A 20111-nucleotide genomic window follows, 5' to 3' on the forward strand; every position below is an offset into this window, starting at 1 on the left:
CAGGACGCTTTACGTACATGCTGCCAGCCCGACGGCGCGTGCCAAAGTCGCTGTAGCCGACGATACTGGCAATCAGGTCTTCCCGCTCAAGCGGCCAGATACCTCGCTGTCCTCTCATCAAGACAGGGGCGCCTATGGATCGTTTTCAAGAAATGCAGATATTCATGGCAGTAGCCGAGGAAGAAGGCTTTGCCGCCGCCGCTCGCCTGTTGAATATCTCTCCCCCCAGCGTGACCCGTGCCATCGCCGCGATGGAAGAGCGAATCGGCACACAGCTGCTTTCTCGAACCACTCGCAGCCTTCATCTCACCGAAGCGGGTCAACGCTATCTCGAGGATTGTCGGCGTATCCTCAGTGATATCGACGAGGCGGAGGAGGCGGCTGCCGGTAGTTACTCGATACCGTGCGGGCATTTGACCGTGACCGCGTCGGTGCTGTTTGGCGAGTTGTACATCGCGCCGCTGCTGGCCGACTACGTGGACCAGTTTCCTTCGGTGCACCTCAATGCCTTGCTGGTGGATCGTGTCGTGAACATGACGGACGAGGGTATCGACGTGGCGATACGCATCGGCCACTTGCGTGAGACTAATCAGCACGCCATAAAAGTCGGCGAAGTACGTCAGGTGATCTGCGGTACCCCCGATTATTTCGAACGCTACGGCAGGCCGCGTCATCCCGGTGAACTCAGTAACGCCAACATTGTCATGTCTTCGGCCAGCCATTTGCTGAGCGACTGGCAATTCGTCAACGACGGCAACGCCCTGAGCTTTCGATTTGAACCGCGATTGGTGGTCACCGCCAATCAGGCCGCGATCAATATCGCCAGCCTGGGCTGGGGTGTCACGCGGGTGTTGTCCTATCAGGTGGCCAGCCAAGTGGCGGCTGGCGAACTGGAACTGGTGCTGGAGGACTTCGAACCACCGGCGCTGCCCATTCAAGTGGTCTACCTCAAGAGCACCCGCATACCGGCAAAGGTTCGTACCTTCGTGGATTTTCTCGCGGATCGACTCGGCAAGGACTCGGCGCTCAAGGCTGTGGTGAAGGGTTCCAACTGATGGATCGCTATCATGAAATGCTGATGTTCGCAGCGTTATCGGAGCGTCCCAGTCTGGCTGCTGCGGCCCTTCGCCTGGGTGTGTCCGGACCTACGGTCGTTCGCGCCATTGCACGGCTGGAGCAACGTCTTGGCGTGCCTCTGTTAATTCGAAGCACCCGTGGGGTGTCGCTGACCGAGGCCGGCGCCGGTTTCATGGCCGATTGTTCACGCCTTCTCGCAGCCATCGAAGACGCAGAGGCTTCGGCCAGGGGCTTGCACGTTCAGGCCCAAGGCAATCTCACGGTGCTGATGCCTTTGCTGTTCAGCCGTTATGTCATGACCTCGATTCTGACGGACTACATGTGTCTTTATCCTGAGGTAAAAGTCTTCGCGCAATACCATGATCGTTTTCCGAACATGAATGAAGAGGGCATCGATGTGGCGGTGCTGGTCGGCCATCTACCAAGTTCCTCATTGATCGCACGACAGGTGGGCTATGTAAGCTCGATGGTATGCAGCAGCCCTGCTTATCTGGCTACTCACGGTGAGCCCGGCGTACCTGAGGATTTGCAAAAACATCGACTGGTCGCCACCCATGCTTATCGAGACAGGGTCCAGTGGGACTTCCAACACGACGGTGAGGTGAATCACTTAAAAGCCCGGGCACGGATCAGTTGCGCGACGGTACAGGCGGCCATCGATGCAGCCGCTTATGGCGCCGGCATTACCCGTTGTCTGAGCTATCCGTTGTACGAGTATTTGAACACCGGGCGATTGCGGCGTGTATTGCAAACCTATGAGTTACCGGCGCTGCCGGTGCACGTGGTGTACCGCGAAGGGCGCAAGGCCTCGATGCGGGTGCGCAGTTTTGTTGACCACATCGTTGGCGGCCTGCGCGAGCATCCGGCCATGCAGCCGGATTTTCTTTGAACGCTTGCAGCGCACGCAACATCGGAGCTCACTGCGGGTTGGAAGCCGCCATCACCGGGTAGTCGTCTTTTTCCAGAATCTTGACCACGCCGTTCCATGCCGTTTGGGCATTTCAGTGAGCGAAATAGTGGATTGTATTTTGTGGTCGTTCTCTACATCACGGTTAAGGCGGAGCATAAGCACACATACTTTTCCATGCTGTACAGCAGAGGTTCATGACCGATGAAACGCGTGCTTATGTTACTGGCCAACGGCGTAGAGCCTCTGGAAATGGCCGCTTTTACCGATGTGCTTGGCTGGGCCAACCTGCTGGGTGATCACCCTGTGGAGCTGGTCAACGCCGGCCTTCGCAGAAAGATCGTGACTACCTTCGGTCTCACGCTCAATCCGAGTTTTTTATTGAGCGAACTGGACTTGAGCAGCTTCGATGCCTTGGCACTGCCGGGTGGTTTTGAACCGTCGGGTTTTTACGAGGAAGCCTTGAGCGAACCCTTCCTGGCAACCATCCGGCATTTCGTCGAAGCCGATAAACCCGTTGCGAGCGTTTGCGTGTCTTCCGTGTGCCTGGGCGTGGCCGGCGTGCTGCGTGACAGGAACGCCACGACCTACCACCAGGAGGGCGGCAAGCGGAAAAACCAACTGTTGGAAACCGGTGCACGCTTTGTCGATCGCCCCGTGGTTGTCGATGACCAGATCATCACTTCAAGCGGGCCGGGCACTGCCACCGAAGTTGCATTCGTACTGCTCGAAAAAATAACCAGCGTCGAAAATGCCGCTTTCATCCGCAAGAAGATGCGCTTTGCCACCCCCGACCGTGGTTGGTACGAAACGCCGCAAGTGCCCTGAAATGTTCCACCAACTCCGATCGACTCTTTATCAAGGGTACGCCGAAGTGCTGAGCACTGACGACTATGTGGCCTAGGTTTTCATTTGCTGCCGAAAAAGGTAACGCAATGTTCAGTCTTTCCAATGCTGTCGATTACATGTGCCGCTCGCCGTGGCACGGATCAGTAAAGAGACCGAACGTTTATATGGCGTCCTGGAGCAGAAATTGAGCGAACGACCTTACGTCGCCGGCGAGTATTCCATTGCCGATATGGCGATCTATCCTTGGGTGCTGCAACATGACAAGCAAGGAATGATGCTCGATGGTTATCCTAACGTCGCTGCTTGGCTAGAGAGAATCAGCAGGCGCCCAGCAGTGGTTCGGGCCTACGCTAAAGGGGAGCAAATTCGTCCATCTGGTCAAACTGATCAAGACAGAAAAAAGCTTTATGGGCTTCCATAGCGGGGTCGCTCCCCCCGCCGGGCGGCGGGTGAAGGGCACCTGTTTACGAATGCGTAGAGGTGATCATGAGTCAGTCGGACGCGCCAGGAGCATCCCCTTGGCATGCGGGTGAGCGTGAATTGCAGGAAAGCGTCGGCGTCGCCGATCAAATGGAGATATTCGGACGCAAGGTCGTGCGTGACTTCATGCCTGATCAGCATCGATTGTTTTACAACCAGTTGCCTTACCTGGTGGTGGGTGCGGTCGATGAACAAGGGATGCCTTGGGCCACGTTGATCGAAGGCCCCACTGGCTTCATCCATTCTCCCGATCCGCGAATGCTGCAACTCGACCGACTGCCCGCCGAGGGTGATCCGGTTCGGGCTGCCCTTAAGCAGGGCGCTGCGGTGGGACTGCTGGGTATTGACCTGAAGACCCGAAGGCGCAATCGCATGAACGGCAACATCAGTACCGCCTCGTCAGGCGGTTTTACCGTTTCTGTGGTGCACGCTTTCGGCAACTGCCCGCAATACATTCAGTTGCGAGGCGTTGATCCGGTCAGCCTTGGCCACACTTCAGCAAACGTAGCAGCCGAATGTCTCAGTGAACTGGATGACGCCGCAACGTCGACCATCAGCAAGGCCGATACCTTTTTCATCGCCAGCTATGTCGACCTGGATGGCGATGCATCCCGGCGCTCGGTGGACGTTTCTCACCGGGGGGGCAATTCAGGTTTCGTCAGGATCGAAGGCAACGTGCTGACCATTCCCGATTTTGCTGGCAACCTGCACTTCAACACCTTGGGTAATTTCGTGCTTAACCCGCGCGCTGGGCTGGTGTTCATCGATTTTGAAACAGGCGACATGCTGCAAGTCAGCGGGCGTACCGAGATTATTCTCGAGGGTCCGCAGATTGCTGCCTTTCAGGGGGCCGAGCGACTCTGGACGCTGACTGTGGAACAGGTGGTCCGACGTCAGGCTGTGTTGGCCCTCCGTTGGCAGTTTGAAGGTTTTTCGCCTAACAGCCTGATGACGGGCAGTTGGGAGCAAGCTGAGGGCCGATTGCAAGCCGATATCCTGCGCGATCAATGGCGACCGCTGAGGGTGACGCGGATCGTTGACGAGAGCAGCTCCATTCGCTCCTTCTATTTTGAACCGGCCGATGGCGCGGGCATACCGCGGTTCGAGGCTGGCCAGCATCTGCCGGTGCGCTTTTGCCTTGCTGAAGGACAGGCACCTCTGGTTAGAACCTACAGCCTGTCGAGTGCGCCGTCGGACAGTTTTTTCCGCATCAGCGTCAAGCGTGACGGACTCATCTCGTCGCACCTGCACGATCGCGTTCAGGTAGGGGATCTGGTTGAAGCCCGTGCCCCTCAAGGGCGCTTCACGGTCCAAGCCGATGAATGTCGACCGTTGGTTTTGCTGGCCGCGGGCGTGGGCGTGACCCCACTGCTGTCCATGCTGCGTGAAGTGATTTATGAAGGCGAACGTATCCGTCGCACTCGACCGACCTGGTTCATCCAAAGTGCGCGCAGCCTGAGTGAACTCGGGTTTCGCGATGAGCTCTACGAACTGGCGACCCGTGCCAAGGATAAAATTCGTGCGCTGCGACTACTCAGTCAGCCGGAAACTGATGCTCGCGTGGGTGAGGATTTTGAGGTGGCGGGGCGTGTGGATGTCGATTTGCTCAAGGCATTGCTGCCCCTGGACGATTACGACTTTTACCTGTGTGGCCCTGGTGCCTTTACCCAGGCGCTGTACGACGGTCTACGTCAGTTGCGTATTGGCGATGATCGTATCCACGCGGAGACTTTCGGTCCTTCGACCCTGGTTCGCCAACGGGATCATTTAACCCCGGAGGTCGAGCAGATGCCCGCGGCAAGCAGCCCGGTCAAGGTGCTGTTTTCGGCATCGGCGAAGGAAGCTCGTTGGGAGCCGGGTGGCGGGAGTTTACTGGAACTGGCCGAGAGCCGTGGCTTGAATCCGGACTTCAGTTGCCGGGGCGGATCGTGCGGTACATGCCGGACCCGATTGGTCAGTGGCCAAGTGCATTATCTGAACATGCCGGCCGAGATGCCGGCCGAAGGGGAGGTGCTGATTTGCTGTGCGGTGCCAGCGCAAGCCAAGGAGGGCGACGCCCCCTTGGTGCTGGATTTGTGAGCTGGCGTCATCGGTGCTCATCCCGCCATGCGCGGATTGAGTACTTTGTCGATGCCGCCTTCGCTTTCAAGTTGAGCCAAGTCATCGAAGCCGCCAACGTGCCAGTTTCCGAAAAAGATCTGCGGGACGGTACGGCGACCGCTTCGGCTGACCATTTCGTTCTTCACGTCGGCTGAGCGTACATCGTTTTCCTTGTACGCAATCCCTTTGGCATCAAGCAAGCGCTTGGCACTACGGCAGTACGGGCAGGTCGTGGTGGTGTACATAGTGACTTCAATCATGTTGAGTACTCCTGAAAATCAGAGGCTGATTTAGGCAACAGCTTTTGCTGGACGGGCATGAACGGCAACGGTGTTCGGATGCTTGACCAGTGACTTAAAGGTCTTGTTGTCGGCATCCAGGGCGTCGATTGAACCGGTCCCGATGTCGTAGACCCAGCCATGCAGATTCACCAGGCCTTTTTCCTGAGCCAGGCGCACGCTTGGATGAGTCTGAATATTGGCCAGCTGGGCGATGACGTTTTCACGCACCATGGAACTGACTTTGGCGGCTTCACTGGCGTGAGAACGCAATTCATTGATGACTTTCGCCGACTCGGCATGTTGCAACCAGCCGGCGACCGCAGGCAGGTGATCCATGCACTTGCACTTGGCGACAGCGGTCATGGCACCGCAATCGGAATGGCCGCAGATCACGATATCGGTCACGCCCAGTACGGCGACGGCGTATTCGACTGTGGCCGACACACCACCGGAATGCGGGCTGTAGGACGGCACGATGTTGCCAGCGTTACGGATCACGAACAGTTCGCCAGGCTCTTGCTGCGTCAGCAATTCCGGTACAACACGGCTGTCGGAGCAGGTGATGAACAACGTGCCTGGATGTTGCGTGGTGGCCAAGTGTTTGAACAGGTCAGTGCGTTGCGGAAATGCCTCTTTTTGGAACTTCAAAAAACCTTCGATGAGCGCTTTCATGATGTTTACCTTTCATTGAGTGCTGAGTGAGTGACAATTAGTTGGTACAGCCGCTACCGATCACGTTGTATTCCAGGATGTGGATTTCACCGTGCAAATCGCGGTAAGTCATTTGCACTGGCGTCGGGCCACAGACATCAGCCGTCGGGGTGATGTGAATGACTTTGGCGACATCCAGGTGCATGCCATACGCATATGGAACGGCCTCAGGTGCTACAACAGCTTCCTGTGCGTAGGCTGACAGCGAAGCCGTCAGGGCCAGGGCGAGAAACAGAATTTTTTTCATGACGATTCCTCCATTCAAATGTGGTGATTGATAGAAAAGGGTTAAGAACTTTGTTGAAGCAGGCCCGCAAGGCTGCGGGCCGATTTACAGGTCCGGTTGCATCCTTAGAAAGGACGCAGTGGCAGGAACTTGCCATCGAGGGTGATCACCGCACGGTGACCGCCTTCTGGGTCTTCGACTTTCTTCATGTCCAGTTTGAAGTTGATGGCGCTGATAATGCCGTCACCGAACTGTTCGTGAACCAGAGCTTTCAGGGTGGTGCCGTAGATCTGGATCATTTCGTAGAAGCGGTAGATGGTTGGATCCGTCGGGACACCCGACAGGCTGCCGCGCAGCGGGATGACTTGCAGGCGGGCAACCGAGTCGGCGTCCAGATCCAGTTTTTCACCGATCACTTTGGCAGCAGCTTCAGGCAGCGGGTGCTGACCGAGCAGGGCGGCGGTGACATAAGCCAGGCCGAGGCCGGTGCCTTTGGTCACGTCTTCAAAGGACAGGTTCTTGCGAGCTTTGGCGTCCAGAATTTTCGCGGTCAGCTCAAGGCTGGTGTCGTTGTAAGCGTGGGACTGTTGCATGGTGTTTCTCCTATCGGGTTTGCTTGGTTGGCGTTACTAGGTTGGTTTTGCTTGGGTGTGAAGCAATCTTCTGCGGTTATCTCGATAGCGTCCAAGACCGATATACAATCCTTCGCATAAGTCCTACCTATAGATGCATTTCGAAGTGCTCATGAACGTTGAAAACTCAGAGGCGCTGCTGTTGATTCCCAACGGATATCCGGTTTGGATTGATGTAGCCGAGGCAAGCATCTGAGGGGCGGGCGCAGCCATGCGTTTTGTCTTGCCTCTGCATGCGCACAACTTGCCGTTGTTGCATCGTCGGGAAACCAAACTGGTGGTGGCGCTTAAAGGCGGATTGGATATTCGTGCTGGTCGACGACGGATTGCGTTGCTTGAGGAAGACGAGGCGATAAAGCTCGATACCGGAATCGCTTACCGAATCCATCAGTACGGCCCTGTGCCTGGCACTGTTGGGCAGTGCTTTAGCCTGGCGCGATTGAACAGGAGTGGACGTCAGAGCCGGGTTTGTCGAATCACGGGTTTAATCTGTGATGCCCGATCAAAAAAAAGAATATCATTTATCTCTAATAATCAATCACATACCTTGATTAACTTTTAAAAAATAGACTGACGCGGCAGAAAAGCTAGCAATAGTCTATTTTTTGAACGTGACGTCGTATCGTGTTCGGCAGCCAATTTCGATCGTTGATAGAGACTGATGTAAGTCGCCGCTCGGCAGACTTCGCCTAGATTAGCGTTGTGGAGAGTACATCCATGGCAAATCAGCTAACCCCTGGGGAACTCATTGTCGCCAAGGGAAAAGTTGCGAAAGTCAAACAGGTATTTAGTGACAAAACGATAAGGGTAACAATTGTCGACTCTGGTGAAGTAATACTGGTGTCGGCGCGCGACATTCAGCGAATCCCTAGTGTTACGGCAATTAATGGTAGTGATCATGGGGAGGGTTTGAATGTCAATGATTACACCGTTGATCAACTTTCATTGGCAGCTGAGCGTTTTGAAATTATCAGAAAGTGGAAGGTTGAGGGAGGGGTAGTCACTAAGTACTGTTCTTTACTGGGTGTATCAAAGAGTTACTTCTATCGTTTGGCTAAAATTTTTGACGCTGACGTAGGCCCACTATCTTTAATTGCGCAGACACGGGGTGTCAAGAAAGGCGTTACGAGACTGGATGAGTCGGTTGAGGTCATAATTTTCAAGGCTGCTAAAAAATTCAAGTCGAAAGGAGCCAGCTACAGCAAAGTGTGGAGCGAGGTGGATGTTGCATGTAAGGAGCAAGGTTTTTCATGCCCTTCCAAAGATACGGTATTGAGGCGTGTACGCTTAATCCTCTCAGAAAAAACAAGAATGAGAATTAAAGAAGGTCCTGATGCCGCGACGCAAGAATTTTCAGCTCGCCCGGGTAAAAAAAATCTTGAAAGGCCGCTGCAATGGGTACAGATGGATCACACCCTCGTCGATATAATTCTGTTGGCTGATGATCGCATAAATATTATTGGACGCCCGTGGCTGACAATTGTAATTGATGTCTATACCAGGGTTATTCTTGGTTACTATCTTAGCCTTTACGTCCCGTCTACTGTTTCAGTGGCTTGCGCTCTTAGTCATTCTGTCCTTCCTAAAGTAAACTTTTCGGCAAGTGTTGGCTTGGATCCAGAAGACTACCCCTACTATGGAAAGCCTGAAGTCCTTCATATGGACAATGCCGCAGAGTTCACCAGCCCAAAATTTAAAGTAGGGTGTGAATCTTTTGGGATTTCCCCCGAATACCGACCTGTAGGAAGAAAACATTTTGGCGGTCATGTTGAACGGCTGATAGGCACGTTCATGACTACTAAGGTGCATTTCTTGCCGGGGACTACAATGTCAAATTCTGTTGCGCGCAGAGGACTTAACAGCGAAAGAAATGCAACCATGACCTTCTCTGATTTTTTTCGCTGGTTCTCTCGCGAAGTAGTTGTCTATCACTCAACAGTTCATAGCGCATTAAAGTGTAGCCCGCGACAAGCGTGGACAAACTATTTCGCGCCCAACGGAGGGCTTCCTTACCCCCCGGCAGGCTTGAATTCCGAGCAATTAAAGATTTGGTTCATGCCTCAAGAAGACCGAAAAATTAATCCTGGTGGCATTAATTTGCATGGCCAAGTTTATTGGGATCCTATATTGGGGTCTCATGTGGGGACTAGAAATGTCATAGTCAAATATGACCCGTACGATATGAATGTTGTATGGGTGAAATTGGATGGCCAATTTTGCCCAATACACCTGTCTGACGTAACCGTTGAGGCTCCTACCTATGAGGAATATCGTGCCGGCAAGCTCTATCGTCACCCAGTCCGCATCGGAGCCATAGATAGTGATGGCGGGTTAAAAGCCTACAGAGGGAAGCAAAAAATTGAAGAGGAAAGTAAAAAGTTAACGCAGAAGGAAAGACGCCGAGAGGCCGCTGAAAAAGTCTATACTGAGGCAAATCCAAATCCTAGAAGTAGTAGCTTTAACGCTGACAGGGAACATATCAAGCCAAATTATTCAGCCTCTCCAAAAAAATTTCGACCTGGGGATGAGTCATGAGTGATGAGCACGTCCGGTCGGACATCAGAAAATATTTGTCTTCTAATATTGATACGCGAATAGCCTTAATTCATCAAGAAATATGGGTGAACAATAACTCTAGTGCAGCTGTTTTTCGCATGATGAATAATATCGCGGATGTACCAGATCGTATGAGTGCGCCTGCTTTGCTTGTGGTTGGCCCAGGTGGCTCTGGAAAGACGGCTATAATATCTAAGATTCCAAACCATGTAAAAAGGAGTGCAGGGTTGATTTTTGTCTCCTTGGCTGCATCCCCAGAAATAGATACCAAAAAAAGCCTTAAAGATGAGATAGCTTTAGCGCTCGGAATACCAGTTGGCTCTGGCTCAAGTCGCCGAAGTAGCTCTGACCTGCCAAGCGAGATTAGAGAGGTTATTAGGCTGAGGCAAATTTGGGGGCTGGTGATCGACGAGTTTCATGATGCACTGCTACGCTCGAAGCAAGAGCAGCGTTTTAACATGTCTATTCTTAAAAAGCTGCTCGGCCCTGAATATGGATTGAAACTATTTTGCTTTGGCACTGCTAGTGCGCGCAACGCACTTAAATCCAATTATGAATTTAAGAGACGTTTTCACGAAGTTGCTCTTGATGACTGGATAGAGAGTGAGGAGTTCAGGTCATTCCTCTTGGAGGTAGAGGAGTCCCTACCGCTAAAACAGCCATCACATTTGTACTCTGAGGAGATGGTAGGCACTATTTTATCTATGTCGAATGGGCGCATGGACAAAACACTCGAATTGATAAGGGCGGCTGCCTGTTATGCCATAAAAATGGGGGGGGAGAAGGTGGATGTTGATATGCTGCGGCGAGCAAACAAGAATCCTTGGGGCTATTAGTAGTGAGTTTCTCTGGCTTGCCAACACCAAGTTCTGAAGAAACACTTTCATCTTGGTTGTTTCGATGCAGCATTAATCCAAACGCCGCTGGCTTCCCTCGATTATCATCAACAGAACGCCCAGCGTATTGGTGGGAGGGTGTGGAGATCAAATATTCGGACCCAGACTCAGAATTCTTATCCGCCAGCCAGCGATTAAGTTGTGTAGCCGGGGACATTACCCCTGAACTATTACGAAATTTTTTTTGCCTTCGAGGCGATAAATTAGTCGAATGGAGGTATCGCCGTTTTTTTTGCCCTGATTGCTTACGCGATGATGTGGCGAATGGTCGTTTGCCTATATGGCGGAAGGACTGGTGTTACATTTATTCTTGTGTCTGCGCTGCCCATGATCGAGAGTTGGTGAGACTAGTTGATACACCGCGTTACTCAAGGGCATGGGATGCGTTTGTCCAAAGCTGCAATTCGATATCAAACAATGCCTCCATAGAGGAAACTCTATTCTTTCGTTTTTGCTCAAGTACCTTCACAAAGATTGAGCATGCTCTGATCAGTAGAGACAATCAACAACCTACATTGCACGATTTATTTTATAGGCTATTCAATATTTTCCTTCAATGTCCCTTTCGTGGTAGTAGAGGCGGAATCGCTAGAATCCACTTGCAAACGAGGAAAGATGCACGAGCACCCGACGCAAGCTCTTTTGAGCAGAGTATATTATTGGGGGCGTCCACGGCCGATCCATCAAGTAGATTTGGTAGTTTGGTCTTAACCGCATCACTACTGGAGATTATCCCCTACTCAAGGTTTTTGATATTTACTAAACTGTGTGAGAAAAGAAGGGGCGGGATGCTGATCCCAAGAGACCTGCATAAGGCAGCGATTTTTCCATATATCAACAGGGCAGGCTATGAAACCTTGTACCGTTTTTTAGGGGGTTTCCCTAGGAAAGATTTTCCGTTGCTAGATCGCCATCTTCAACTTCAAGAACATTCGTATGTTCAAGATGGTGTCCTTGGCAAGCGTCTATTCGGATACTCACAATGAGCTATTAAATGCGCATGCCTATCGTTGCCGGCTGGCTGCAAGGAGAAAAACTCCACATGCTAGATGCACGCAGGGCTTTTAACATTTAATTTCCTGCTAGTTAATGTAAGGATTATGCCGAGATTAAGGAAAATCAGGACATAAGACCTGTATATTATTGATATAAAGCAGTTTATATATTTGCGCCTTGCCCCTCCTGCGTCATACCTGCGAGCGTCTATGCTGATCTTTTTGCATGCTTGGGTGCTAAGCGATGGCTGCTTTGGAGAGAACGGCATACCCACGACTCCGCAGCTATTCGTTTCCTCAGAAGAGCTTGGCTGGATTTCCAGAACAGCGCAATCCTGCTCTTTCGCTTGGGCTGACGGTTCAGTTCAAGGTATTTCAATGACACCGGCGAGAGCGAGGCGACGACCTTGTTTGATGCAGCCTTCAATTACCAGATTGCCAAGGACACGGATCTGGCGGTCAATGTCAGTAATCTTTTGGATGAGCAGCATGTCGTGGGCTCCGGAACTGCGGATTACTACAATCCGGGCCGAGAACTCACCGCCAAGCTGAGCTACAGCTGGTGAGCCTGTCAGTAATGGCTCCTGTTGTGGTGGTATCTCGTGTTCTGGCCGCGATCTTCGGCTGCTATGCATTCGTCTAGGGCGTGGCGGCGCTGAATGGGGTTGGGGTCGATTACCATGCCGCCGAGCAGGCGATGATGATGCTGGCCTTCGTCCTGTATCTCGCGCTGTTTCCGCAGCCAGTCTGTGGCGGGTCTCGATGGTACTGGCGCTCGGCAGCGTCTTGATGCTGGCTGTTGCCTGGCAGCTGCAGCGCATGATCATCGGATAGGAGCAGAGCCATGCTGAACAACTTTCGCCAATCCATGGCCTGGGTACACACCTGGTTCGGTTTGGTGCTGGGCTTCGTGCTGATGGTCGTCTTCTTTTTCGGTGCACTGTCGGTGTTCGACCGCGAGATCGATCGTTGGGCGATCCCCGATACGCGCTTCGAGCCGCAGCCTATGCCGTCCTACAACAACCTGCTGAAACAGGTATTTGCCGATCTCAAACCGCATCCGGTGGATATGGCGGCAACCAAAGGGCGGGTAATCGGCGACCTGCCGGCGCCGGAAACCATGCCCATGGTCTCGCTCTATGCCTACACCACCCACCGAGATCCCGTGCTGAGCATTGGTGGCGAGTTTGGTATCCCCAACCAGCCAAAGGACCCAGCGGATGATCAATCGTAAGATCTTCAAGGAGTTTTTCACCTTCCGTCCGCGCAAGCGGACCCAGCGCAGCGCGCTGGACCTGCATAACATGACTGGCGTGGTGGCGTTGCCGTTCCACTTCTTTTTTGCCTTCACCGGTTGGTGATCTTCGCGTCGATGTACTACTTCCCGGTCTCCGGGACCTTGCTCAAACCGCTGCATAATCGGCATGAGGTGATCGAGGCGGCGCATACCGGCTTGCCCCATGATGAGGCCGGTGTGCCCGCGAAGATGGCCTCCGCCAATGCCATGGTGGCCGAGGCCAAGCGCATCTGGGCTACGCGCGATATGCCGGGAGAGGTCGGGCTGCTGACTATCGAGCATCTAAATGACGCCAACGGCTACGTCAGCATCTACCGCGCCGGCAGTGATCGTGTGGCGCTGGTCGGGGAGGGCATTCACTTCAAGGCCAGTACCGGCGAGCTACTGCGCAACGACCCGCCGAGTGACCCGGTTGGTTCCGTCAATCAATTTCTCACCGGCTTGCACCTGCAGCACTTCGAACACTGGGCGCTGCGCTGGCTGTACGTGGCGGGCGGTCTGCTCGGCTGTGTGTGCATCGCCAGCGGTTTTGTGTTCTTCGTCGAGATACGCAAGCAGGAGCACGCCCGACTCGGGCTGCAGGGCTGTCGGTTGGTTGACGCCATGGCAGTCACCACGGTTACCGGCATGCTGCTGGCAGCGGTCGCCATGCTGGCGGCCAACCGGCTGCTGCCTGAGCCCATGCCTGGCCGTGGCGAATGGGAAAAGTGGGTGTTCTGGGGTGCCTGGCTGCTGAGTTTGCTGCATGCGCTGTTGCGTAGTGCACCAGTGGCCCAGGCGCGGCACAATCCGGCCTGGCGCTGCTCTGCGTCGCTGCGGTGCTGCTCAACTGGATCACCACGGGGGACCACCTGGTCAAAAGGATGCTGCTTGAACCCTACTGGGCCGTGGCCGGCGTCGATCTGAGCCTGTTGGCCTGCGCGCTGATAGCGCTACTCACCGCGCGTCGTCTGGCAAGGCCGGTTGAGGTCGCGGACCGGACTCGCATCGGTGGGGTGGCCTATGAGTAATGCAGGTCTGTGGTTGCTGGGTGCCGCCGCCAGCATGGGCTTGGCGACCAGTTGGTTGGCGTTGTCCCTGCCGGCGCACTGGCGCCAGGTGTTCAGCGCCGACGAGGTTGCGCCGGACTATCTACGCAGCCTGGGCTGGCTGGCGCTGATGGTATCGGCTGTGTGCTGCTTCAAGGCTGACCATCCGTCGATGGCGGTGCTGGTCTGGCTCACCCTGTTGCCGGTCGCCGCCGTAGCAACGGCCATAACGCTGAGCTACCGGCTGGGGCTGCTGCGCCTGTTTTGCCCGTTATTTCTGCGCACTCGATAAGAGTGCGCGGCTTCTGTATCTGCAACATTGTGGTTGATCCGATCGTACTGCTCACCTCAAACCGGGCGAGCTTGTTCACACTGGATACGCCGACCATCCCATGTCACCTCGTTGTGGGATGCTTGCAGGATCGAGCGACGCGAACTCTTACCAACGTATTTGCGCTCTAGCGTCGGCAACAGTTGGCTGACCTCGGTTCGTTTCCGGCTAACACCCGCCCCCAACGTTTAAAGGCGCTAGACGCGATGCAGGTCGAGCCGAACGACATTCTGGCAGGAACTGTGTTGAAGTCGCAATCCGGGTTGTACCGTCCGCTTCTGGCCGTTTGCGGAAGCTAGAGGTATTTAGCCCGACAGTAGGATCACTGTTACGGTGAAAAGTGTTCGTAGGCGTCAGAGCGTCCCTTGGGCAGATCTGCCTGCTGGAGCACCCGCCGCAATCGGGAAAGAATGTTCCGTTCAATACCCTGTTCCCTGCGGCAAAATGGCCGACATCACACCTTACCATTCAGAACGGCGGTACCGAACACTTCCCATATCAAGAGCAGATGGTCGGCGTGTCGCTATCTCAGGCGCCCTCGAAGGGTTAGACATCGCATGTGCACAGGCCCTCCGGAACAGCATGGAACGCCTGCCGAAGGTCCCTTGGGGAGTAGCCTTGCCGGATCAGTGGAGGCGTGACTCTTCAAGGCTTGCGTCACGCTAAGCACGTGTCATCGATGTTTGTTGCGATGGGCGAGGTCTATCACTCGAATTCATGCAGTGGCTATTCGCGACTGAATTCATGCTCGCTGTTGATTGCGAGCAAGAAAGCCCGCGCGCCGGGCAGCAGAGCAACTGGCGACGTTGCGATCAAATGCTTTTTGGGATCGGTTGCCGATTCGATTCCATGTCGAACCTACTCAAGTCTCAGGCAACCCTTCAAGCTCGTGATTTCTCGATGGATTTTTTTCAGTAAGTCTTCGGGTTTTAGTTCGGGTGTTTGCCTTTGATAAGCCAGGAACAGAAGCGTTAGGGGATGAATGCCAATGATCTCAGCAATCTGCTCAACCTTTTCAATCGATGGTTTCCATTTGCCGCGCTCGATCGCACTGATATAGCTCTGACTAGGCCCAAGCCCTTCCTGAGGCATATCCTTCGAAATACGTAGATTCCTGATCACCAAACCAAGCGCTTCATTCAGTTCCATTTGCTGTCTCGCAAAAGGAACGATGAAGCCTTTTTAGTGCTTCTGGAGCTATGCTATATACAGCTTAAAAGAGGGTGTGCTGATGTTTATTACGTACAAGCGCGCTGAAATCATGTATCCAGCGCTGTTTGGAGACGACTCCCAGATGTGGCGATTCGTCGAGCTCGATGATCATCGCCCTTGGTTTTACGTGATGATTAACCGCCGCCAGAAGGCAGCCGCATGGAGGACGATGCTCTTGATTCCAACGGAGGATGAGTTCGAGCAGATGCTAGTGAAACGCGCTGAAGGAACACTGATTGAGGCAGTTCAGGTGGTGTTGCCATCGCGGCTGAATGGATCCGGTAATTGGACGATGGAGATGCTCATAGAGCTCGTTAGGGTCTATGATCAGGACGAGCGAGTCATGGGTTACGACTTTAAGACGGCCTCGGGCCATACCTACTCTCAAAGAGACTGCCGCCACACCTTGGCTGCAGCAAAGCAACAAATTTACTGCTCTTCGATGCGTCTTGTTTGAAGGAGGGGTCGCTGACTGGAGCAAGCCTTGAAGGAGTGCTAAAGACGCCCACGTCAGCGCCATGGCATCAGTGGCGCGCATCGCGCACATGCAATTTGCTAGTTCGTCCAGAACGGATAGCTTGGATCGTCTGTCGCCGATCAGCACTGCCCCAAGTGCGGTCTTATCTGCGCCGCAAATGCTGCACAAAATGGCGTCCGCCATTAACTCGATCTGCCGACCGTACAACAGGCCATGCCGAAAGGTACGCATGGCGAGATAGGGCGGGATCCGGGCTCATTGTGGTCCGCCTGTGCCAGGCGTTGGCGACGCCTGACCGTACAGGCGGTTACCGGAGTGATGCTGGCGGGTCGCAGGCTCGCTGCAGCAAGCTGATTCACTGGACCCAAAGGAGCCTCTCAATGAAAATCACAGCGGCGGAACAGTTCGAATGCGTCAGTGACGTCCTTTGTGATGTTTGCGGCGATAGTACGCGTGTTGAAGGATATGGGTTGCAATTTGGGACCCTTCAGGGCAGTTGGGGATTCGGCTCGGTTCATGATGGTGAGCGTTATGAGGTCCATCTCTGCGAACCCTTTTTTTCAGAACAATGGCCGACCTGAAGAGCGCGCGGATGGTGAATACCATGTTCATCGACGTCGACGAAGACTTAGGCAATTTCGGACGGGTCGCTCGCGATGATTTTTTTCAATGACGGAGGCAGCTTGGCTTGATAGGTAACTCCAGCTGGACCAACATTTGCCGAGTCTCGGGTATGCAGGTGATGGCGGGGTGAAAAGCTTGGATTTAGCTGTTTATCGGCCCATTCCCGCTGTTCGCTATTCCTATTAACGCGGGTGCATATGGACCCCGTCTGCAATCCGTACTCCCCTGGCGCTGGTACGCCTCCACCTGAGCTGGCAGGTCGCGATCAACTGCGCGAGCGGGTCCGTCAGTCGATCGGGGGAATTCGCGTGGGCCGACCTGCCAAAAGCGTAATCCTGGTTGGGGTGCGGGGTGTCGGCAAAACAGTACTGTTGAACCAGATGCTGCGAGATGCCGAAGCCTCGGGCAATCTCGCCGTCTACGTTGAGTCATCCGAGTATCGCTCTCTGCCAGCGATACTCGCGCCACAGCTCCGTCTCGCCTTGCTGCGGCTGAGCTGTATCGTACCTGCCAAGAACGCAGCGATAACTGGACTGCGAGCCTTAGCCGGTTTTGCCAAGGCTTTGGAGCCGAAGTTCAGCGATCTCAAGGTCGGTATTGACTACGAAGCCGAGGCAGCTCTGGCGGGCAAAGGTGATCTCGAGGAGGAATTTACAACCCTGCTGACTAAACTCGGTGAAGCCGCCAAAGCAGCTCACACCGTCCTTGTTATTTTCGTGGATGAGCTGCAAAACGTAGCAGAAGAACAGCTCGCCGCGCTTATCGCAGCGCTGCATCGCGTCTCGCGATTGATCTTGCCGGTTGCCCTCGTCGGTGCAGGCCTCCCACAACTCCGACACCCTGCTGGACATGTGAAAAACCACGCGAAGCGCCTCTTCGACTACCTAGAGGTCGGTTCGCTGGAGCCACACCAGACGCGTCTGGCCTTTGTAAAACCAGCGGAGGCCGAGGGCGTGACTGTAGACTCAGAAGCGGCCGACATGGTTGCTCACCTCACACGCGGCTACCCTTATTTCATTCAAGAGTGGGGCAGTCATGTCTGGGACGCAGGGCAGAATAACCACATCACGCTTGCAGACGTCCAGAAGGCGTCCGGGCACGTTATTGCTGCTCTGGACGAAGGTTTTTTTAGGGTAAGACTCGACCGAATGACCGTGGCAGAACACATTTATTTGCGCGCCATGGCTTCGCTTGGGGAGGGGCCTCATCGTTCGGGCGACATTGCGGCATCCCTGGGCCGTACAAGCCGATCTCTCACCTCAATTCGCAACTCCCTGATTAGCAAAGGGATGATCTGGTCGCCGCCCCACAACGGCGCCGCTTTTACCGCGCCGCTGTTCGATCTGTACATGTGCCGGATCATGCCCGGTGACAGCTGGCGGTCTAGCCTTCCAAGGGCTGACGGCATTTTTTGTCCACCTGAAGAGGGCTCAGATGCTTAGAAGCGAATGCACTCATCTTGCTACGGCTACGATGGTTTGTTCACATCAAGGCTGCTGTCACATCGACTCGAATTTGCACGTACGCTGTGGAGTGCTGAGCGGCTAAGTCGAGGCTTCACTGTGTGCGTCAAAAATGGGATCGACTTACCTGTGATCGGGGCGTAGGGTCGCTCATGGATATCTTTTCTACGGGCAGCATCGACATCAGGCTGGCAGGAGCAGAGAACAGAGCATGAGCGAACTCAGTGATGATGAAATAGACCGACTAGAGGCAATGATTCCTAAGCTGGCCGCCGTCGCCACTAATGCTGCGTATCTGCGTGCGGTTGCCGCAGGGCATTCACTGATAATGGCGAAGGATGGCGTGCTCGTACAAATTCATCCTGACGGTTCGGAAAAAAAGCTTCGCGACTTGTGCAGCAAGCACAGGGTCGAGTCTGGTAAGACTTTCAGTGTGGGTATTTGAAGCGCACCTGCCGACCAGGCGTATTCATAAGGCGAGCGCAGGCCACAGCGACTGGTAAGCACTTGACTATCTTGCCCCTGCGACGGAGCCTTCGCTGTCTAGCGCAGGGCCGCCAGCTGTTTGCTTAACTACCCGAGTAGACGAAGCATGCTGAGATGCTGGCTGCTTGGGCGTCGCCATGCGGTCATGTATTGGTTACACCCGGAGTTGCGAGTGCCCAGCTGGGGTTGCGCATCAATTCCGCTACCGTGCAATGGACTCATAACCAGGAGCTCCACCTCTCAATAGGACACGCGTGCGCGGCATTTTCCGACGCGGTGCGTCGACCGCTAGTCAGGCTGGTTGGTTGGGCCTGATGGGGCGGGCAGGGGTTGAAGCAACATCGAGGCGCGGCTGCTCAGCAGCACTCCGGCTTGGAAGTAGCCCATAACGGTTTCGACACTGCGATGTTCAGTCATGGCCATCACTTCACCCAATGGGGCCCCCTGGCGACCCGCTTCCGTTACAAAGCCCGAGCGTAAGCTGTGCGCGGCCCAGTCGCCGTCGAGGCCAGCCAATTTGGCGCGGCGCTGAACGATCCGTGCTACCTGATCAGACGATAGTCCGAACGGGCTGACTTTGCCGCCCTTGTAGAGGCGCCGAAAAAGCGGACCGGTATCGGCGGGCGCGGCGATGAGCCAAGCCGTCAACGCGTGTGCAGCGCGACCCAGCAGAGGTTTTTCGCGACGGGATCCCGTGGTGTCTGTTTTGGTGACGCCCAGCGTATAGAGCCAAGTGTCTTCATCCAGTTTGCGCACATCGTCGACCTGCAGGCCGGTCACCTCGGATCGACGACGCCCGCCGCCACTCCACGCCATCAGGAGGAGGGCGCTATCACGAGTACCGCGAATGCCATCCGTACAGGTCGCCAACATGGCCTCCAGAGCCTCCACCACAGCTGCCGTCTTTTTGCGGACAACTACCCCCTGGCGCGCCTGGGCTTTTCGCGCATCTCGCAGCAGCGTTTTCACTGCCAGTGCTTCAGTTGGGCTTTCCCAGTTGTTGAAGCGATGCCACCTGCCCAGTGCCGAAAGCCGATGACATACCGTGTTGTAGCTCAGAGGTCCCGGCTTTGCCTTCACACGTGCCGCGACTAACGCGGCATCGATGGTCGGCGGTAGCAGATAGGTCCATGCACCATTTGCCAGTGGGCGCGCCAGGTGATCCACCACGAACTGAATGACTACAGTCGACTGTACAGGCGCATCGCCCATCGCAACGCCGTAGCGCAGGTGCAGCCAAGCCGACCAGTAGGCGAGGGCGCTGCGATAGCTCCGTACCGTGTTTTCGGCGGTGCCGCTGGCAACAAAGCCTGCGGCCGCCTCCTGAGCCTTCAACGCCAATCTACTGGGGTCTAGGGTGGGCTCGTCGATCAACGGCATCTGATCAGTAATATATGATACGTCCAACGTATTATATTTCCACTATCCAATAAATAAGGTCGGATAATCTTTAATTATCCAAGGTGAGGCGATTTTTTCGTC

General features: G+C 54.5%; 23 protein-coding genes. 16 read left to right on the forward strand and 7 right to left on the reverse strand.

The features are described 5' to 3' along the window. The first annotated feature begins 134 nt into the window (after positions 1-134). From CGA21_RS07215 to CGA21_RS07235, 5 genes are all read left to right on the forward strand, one after another. Positions 135-1055 carry a LysR substrate-binding domain-containing protein gene (locus CGA21_RS07215; protein WP_110750129.1) on the forward strand — a complete coding sequence of 307 codons (921 nt, stop codon included), beginning with the start codon at positions 135-137 and terminating at the stop codon, positions 1053-1055. Continuing rightward, positions 1055-1966 carry a LysR family transcriptional regulator gene (locus CGA21_RS07220; RefSeq protein WP_188263867.1) on the forward strand — a complete coding sequence of 304 codons (912 nt, stop codon included), beginning with the start codon at positions 1055-1057 and terminating at the stop codon, positions 1964-1966. The genes CGA21_RS07215 and CGA21_RS07220 overlap by 1 nt, the downstream gene beginning before the upstream one ends. 222 nt (positions 1967-2188) lie before the next feature. Beyond that, positions 2189-2812 (forward strand): DJ-1/PfpI family protein, encoded by a 624-nt coding sequence (locus CGA21_RS07225; RefSeq protein WP_110750126.1) that lies wholly within the window; start codon positions 2189-2191, stop codon positions 2810-2812. A 151-nt stretch (positions 2813-2963) separates the two neighbouring features. After that, positions 2964-3254: a glutathione binding-like protein gene (locus tag CGA21_RS07230; protein WP_188263868.1), complete on the forward strand. Its 291-nt coding sequence runs from the start codon at positions 2964-2966 to the stop codon at positions 3252-3254. Between the two features lie 65 nt (positions 3255-3319). Next, positions 3320-5392, forward strand: a complete 2073-nt coding sequence (locus CGA21_RS07235; RefSeq protein WP_188263869.1) for a pyridoxamine 5'-phosphate oxidase family protein — start codon at positions 3320-3322, stop codon at positions 5390-5392. Positions 5393-5409: 17 nt separating this feature from the next. On the opposite strand, the gene grxC is transcribed toward CGA21_RS07235, so the two are convergent. The 5 genes from grxC to CGA21_RS07260 all read right to left on the reverse strand — a co-directional run bounded on the left by grxC (position 5410) and on the right by CGA21_RS07260 (position 7651). Continuing rightward, positions 5410-5673 carry a glutaredoxin 3 gene (gene grxC, locus CGA21_RS07240; protein ID WP_110750122.1) on the reverse strand — a complete coding sequence of 88 codons (264 nt, stop codon included), beginning with the start codon at positions 5671-5673 and terminating at the stop codon, positions 5410-5412. Between the two features lie 30 nt (positions 5674-5703). Further along, entirely contained in the window at positions 5704-6366 is a 663-nt protein-coding gene (locus CGA21_RS07245; RefSeq protein ID WP_188263870.1) for a carbonic anhydrase, read from the reverse strand. Positions 6367-6403: 37 nt separating this feature from the next. Next, complete coding sequence (locus CGA21_RS07250; protein ID WP_188263871.1) at positions 6404-6652, reverse strand: DUF2790 domain-containing protein; 249 nt, start codon at positions 6650-6652, stop codon at positions 6404-6406. Between the two features lie 104 nt (positions 6653-6756). Continuing rightward, positions 6757-7224 carry a cyanase gene (gene cynS / locus CGA21_RS07255; protein ID WP_110750117.1) on the reverse strand — a complete coding sequence of 156 codons (468 nt, stop codon included), beginning with the start codon at positions 7222-7224 and terminating at the stop codon, positions 6757-6759. A 166-nt stretch (positions 7225-7390) separates the two neighbouring features. Continuing rightward, positions 7391-7651, reverse strand: coding sequence for a hypothetical protein (locus CGA21_RS07260; protein ID WP_146235737.1), 261 nt, complete (start codon positions 7649-7651; stop codon positions 7391-7393). A 329-nt stretch (positions 7652-7980) separates the two neighbouring features. On the opposite strand from CGA21_RS07260, the gene CGA21_RS07265 reads away from it, so the two are divergent. From CGA21_RS07265 to CGA21_RS07285, 7 genes are all read left to right on the forward strand, one after another. Next, positions 7981-9798 carry a Mu transposase C-terminal domain-containing protein gene (locus tag CGA21_RS07265; protein WP_024075432.1) on the forward strand — a complete coding sequence of 606 codons (1818 nt, stop codon included), beginning with the start codon at positions 7981-7983 and terminating at the stop codon, positions 9796-9798. Continuing rightward, positions 9795-10655 carry a TniB family NTP-binding protein gene (locus CGA21_RS07270; RefSeq protein ID WP_024075431.1) on the forward strand — a complete coding sequence of 287 codons (861 nt, stop codon included), beginning with the start codon at positions 9795-9797 and terminating at the stop codon, positions 10653-10655. The genes CGA21_RS07265 and CGA21_RS07270 overlap by 4 nt, the downstream gene beginning before the upstream one ends. A 1462-nt stretch (positions 10656-12117) precedes the next feature. Next, a complete protein-coding gene (locus CGA21_RS07275; RefSeq protein WP_023628987.1) occupies positions 12118-12276 on the forward strand; it encodes a TonB-dependent receptor in 159 nt (52 codons plus the stop codon). Positions 12277-12554: 278 nt separating this feature from the next. Beyond that, positions 12555-12944, forward strand: a complete 390-nt coding sequence (locus CGA21_RS29895; RefSeq protein ID WP_090515957.1) for a PepSY-associated TM helix domain-containing protein — start codon at positions 12555-12557, stop codon at positions 12942-12944. Then, positions 12931-13071 (forward strand): PepSY domain-containing protein, encoded by a 141-nt coding sequence (locus CGA21_RS30115; protein WP_196448528.1) that lies wholly within the window; start codon positions 12931-12933, stop codon positions 13069-13071. Before CGA21_RS29895 ends, CGA21_RS30115 begins: the two co-directional genes overlap by 14 nt. 11 nt (positions 13072-13082) lie before the next feature. Further along, a complete protein-coding gene (locus tag CGA21_RS07280; protein WP_196448527.1) occupies positions 13083-13913 on the forward strand; it encodes a PepSY-associated TM helix domain-containing protein in 831 nt (276 codons plus the stop codon). Positions 13914-14009: 96 nt separating this feature from the next. Next, positions 14010-14327 carry a DUF3325 family protein gene (locus tag CGA21_RS07285; RefSeq protein ID WP_024075430.1) on the forward strand — a complete coding sequence of 106 codons (318 nt, stop codon included), beginning with the start codon at positions 14010-14012 and terminating at the stop codon, positions 14325-14327. A gap of 897 nt (positions 14328-15224) precedes the next feature. Here the strand turns inward: CGA21_RS07285 and CGA21_RS07290 are convergent. Further along, positions 15225-15515 (reverse strand): helix-turn-helix domain-containing protein, encoded by a 291-nt coding sequence (locus tag CGA21_RS07290; protein WP_023628984.1) that lies wholly within the window; start codon positions 15513-15515, stop codon positions 15225-15227. An 82-nt stretch (positions 15516-15597) separates the two neighbouring features. Here CGA21_RS07290 and CGA21_RS07295 point away from each other — a divergent pair, with 82 nt between their 5' ends. The 4 genes from CGA21_RS07295 (at position 15598) to CGA21_RS07310 (ending at position 18588) form a co-directional block, all read left to right on the forward strand. After that, positions 15598-16035, forward strand: coding sequence for a hypothetical protein (locus CGA21_RS07295; protein ID WP_023628983.1), 438 nt, complete (start codon positions 15598-15600; stop codon positions 16033-16035). Between the two features lie 401 nt (positions 16036-16436). After that, entirely contained in the window at positions 16437-16637 is a 201-nt protein-coding gene (locus CGA21_RS07300) for a hypothetical protein (RefSeq protein ID WP_370694611.1), read from the forward strand. Positions 16638-16877: 240 nt separating this feature from the next. Then, positions 16878-18122 (forward strand): ATP-binding protein, encoded by a 1245-nt coding sequence (locus CGA21_RS07305; protein WP_023628980.1) that lies wholly within the window; start codon positions 16878-16880, stop codon positions 18120-18122. Between the two features lie 232 nt (positions 18123-18354). Beyond that, positions 18355-18588 carry a hypothetical protein gene (locus CGA21_RS07310; protein ID WP_023048074.1) on the forward strand — a complete coding sequence of 78 codons (234 nt, stop codon included), beginning with the start codon at positions 18355-18357 and terminating at the stop codon, positions 18586-18588. 329 nt (positions 18589-18917) lie between these two features. Here the strand turns inward: CGA21_RS07310 and CGA21_RS07315 are convergent, their stop codons facing one another. Next, positions 18918-20036 (reverse strand): site-specific integrase, encoded by a 1119-nt coding sequence (locus tag CGA21_RS07315; RefSeq protein ID WP_028688847.1) that lies wholly within the window; start codon positions 20034-20036, stop codon positions 18918-18920. Between the last annotated feature and the right edge of the window lie 75 nt (positions 20037-20111).

The sequence above is a fragment of the Pseudomonas sp. PSB11 genome (assembly GCF_014596605.1).
GTDB classification, from domain to species: domain Bacteria; phylum Pseudomonadota; class Gammaproteobacteria; order Pseudomonadales; family Pseudomonadaceae; genus Aquipseudomonas; species Aquipseudomonas umsongensis.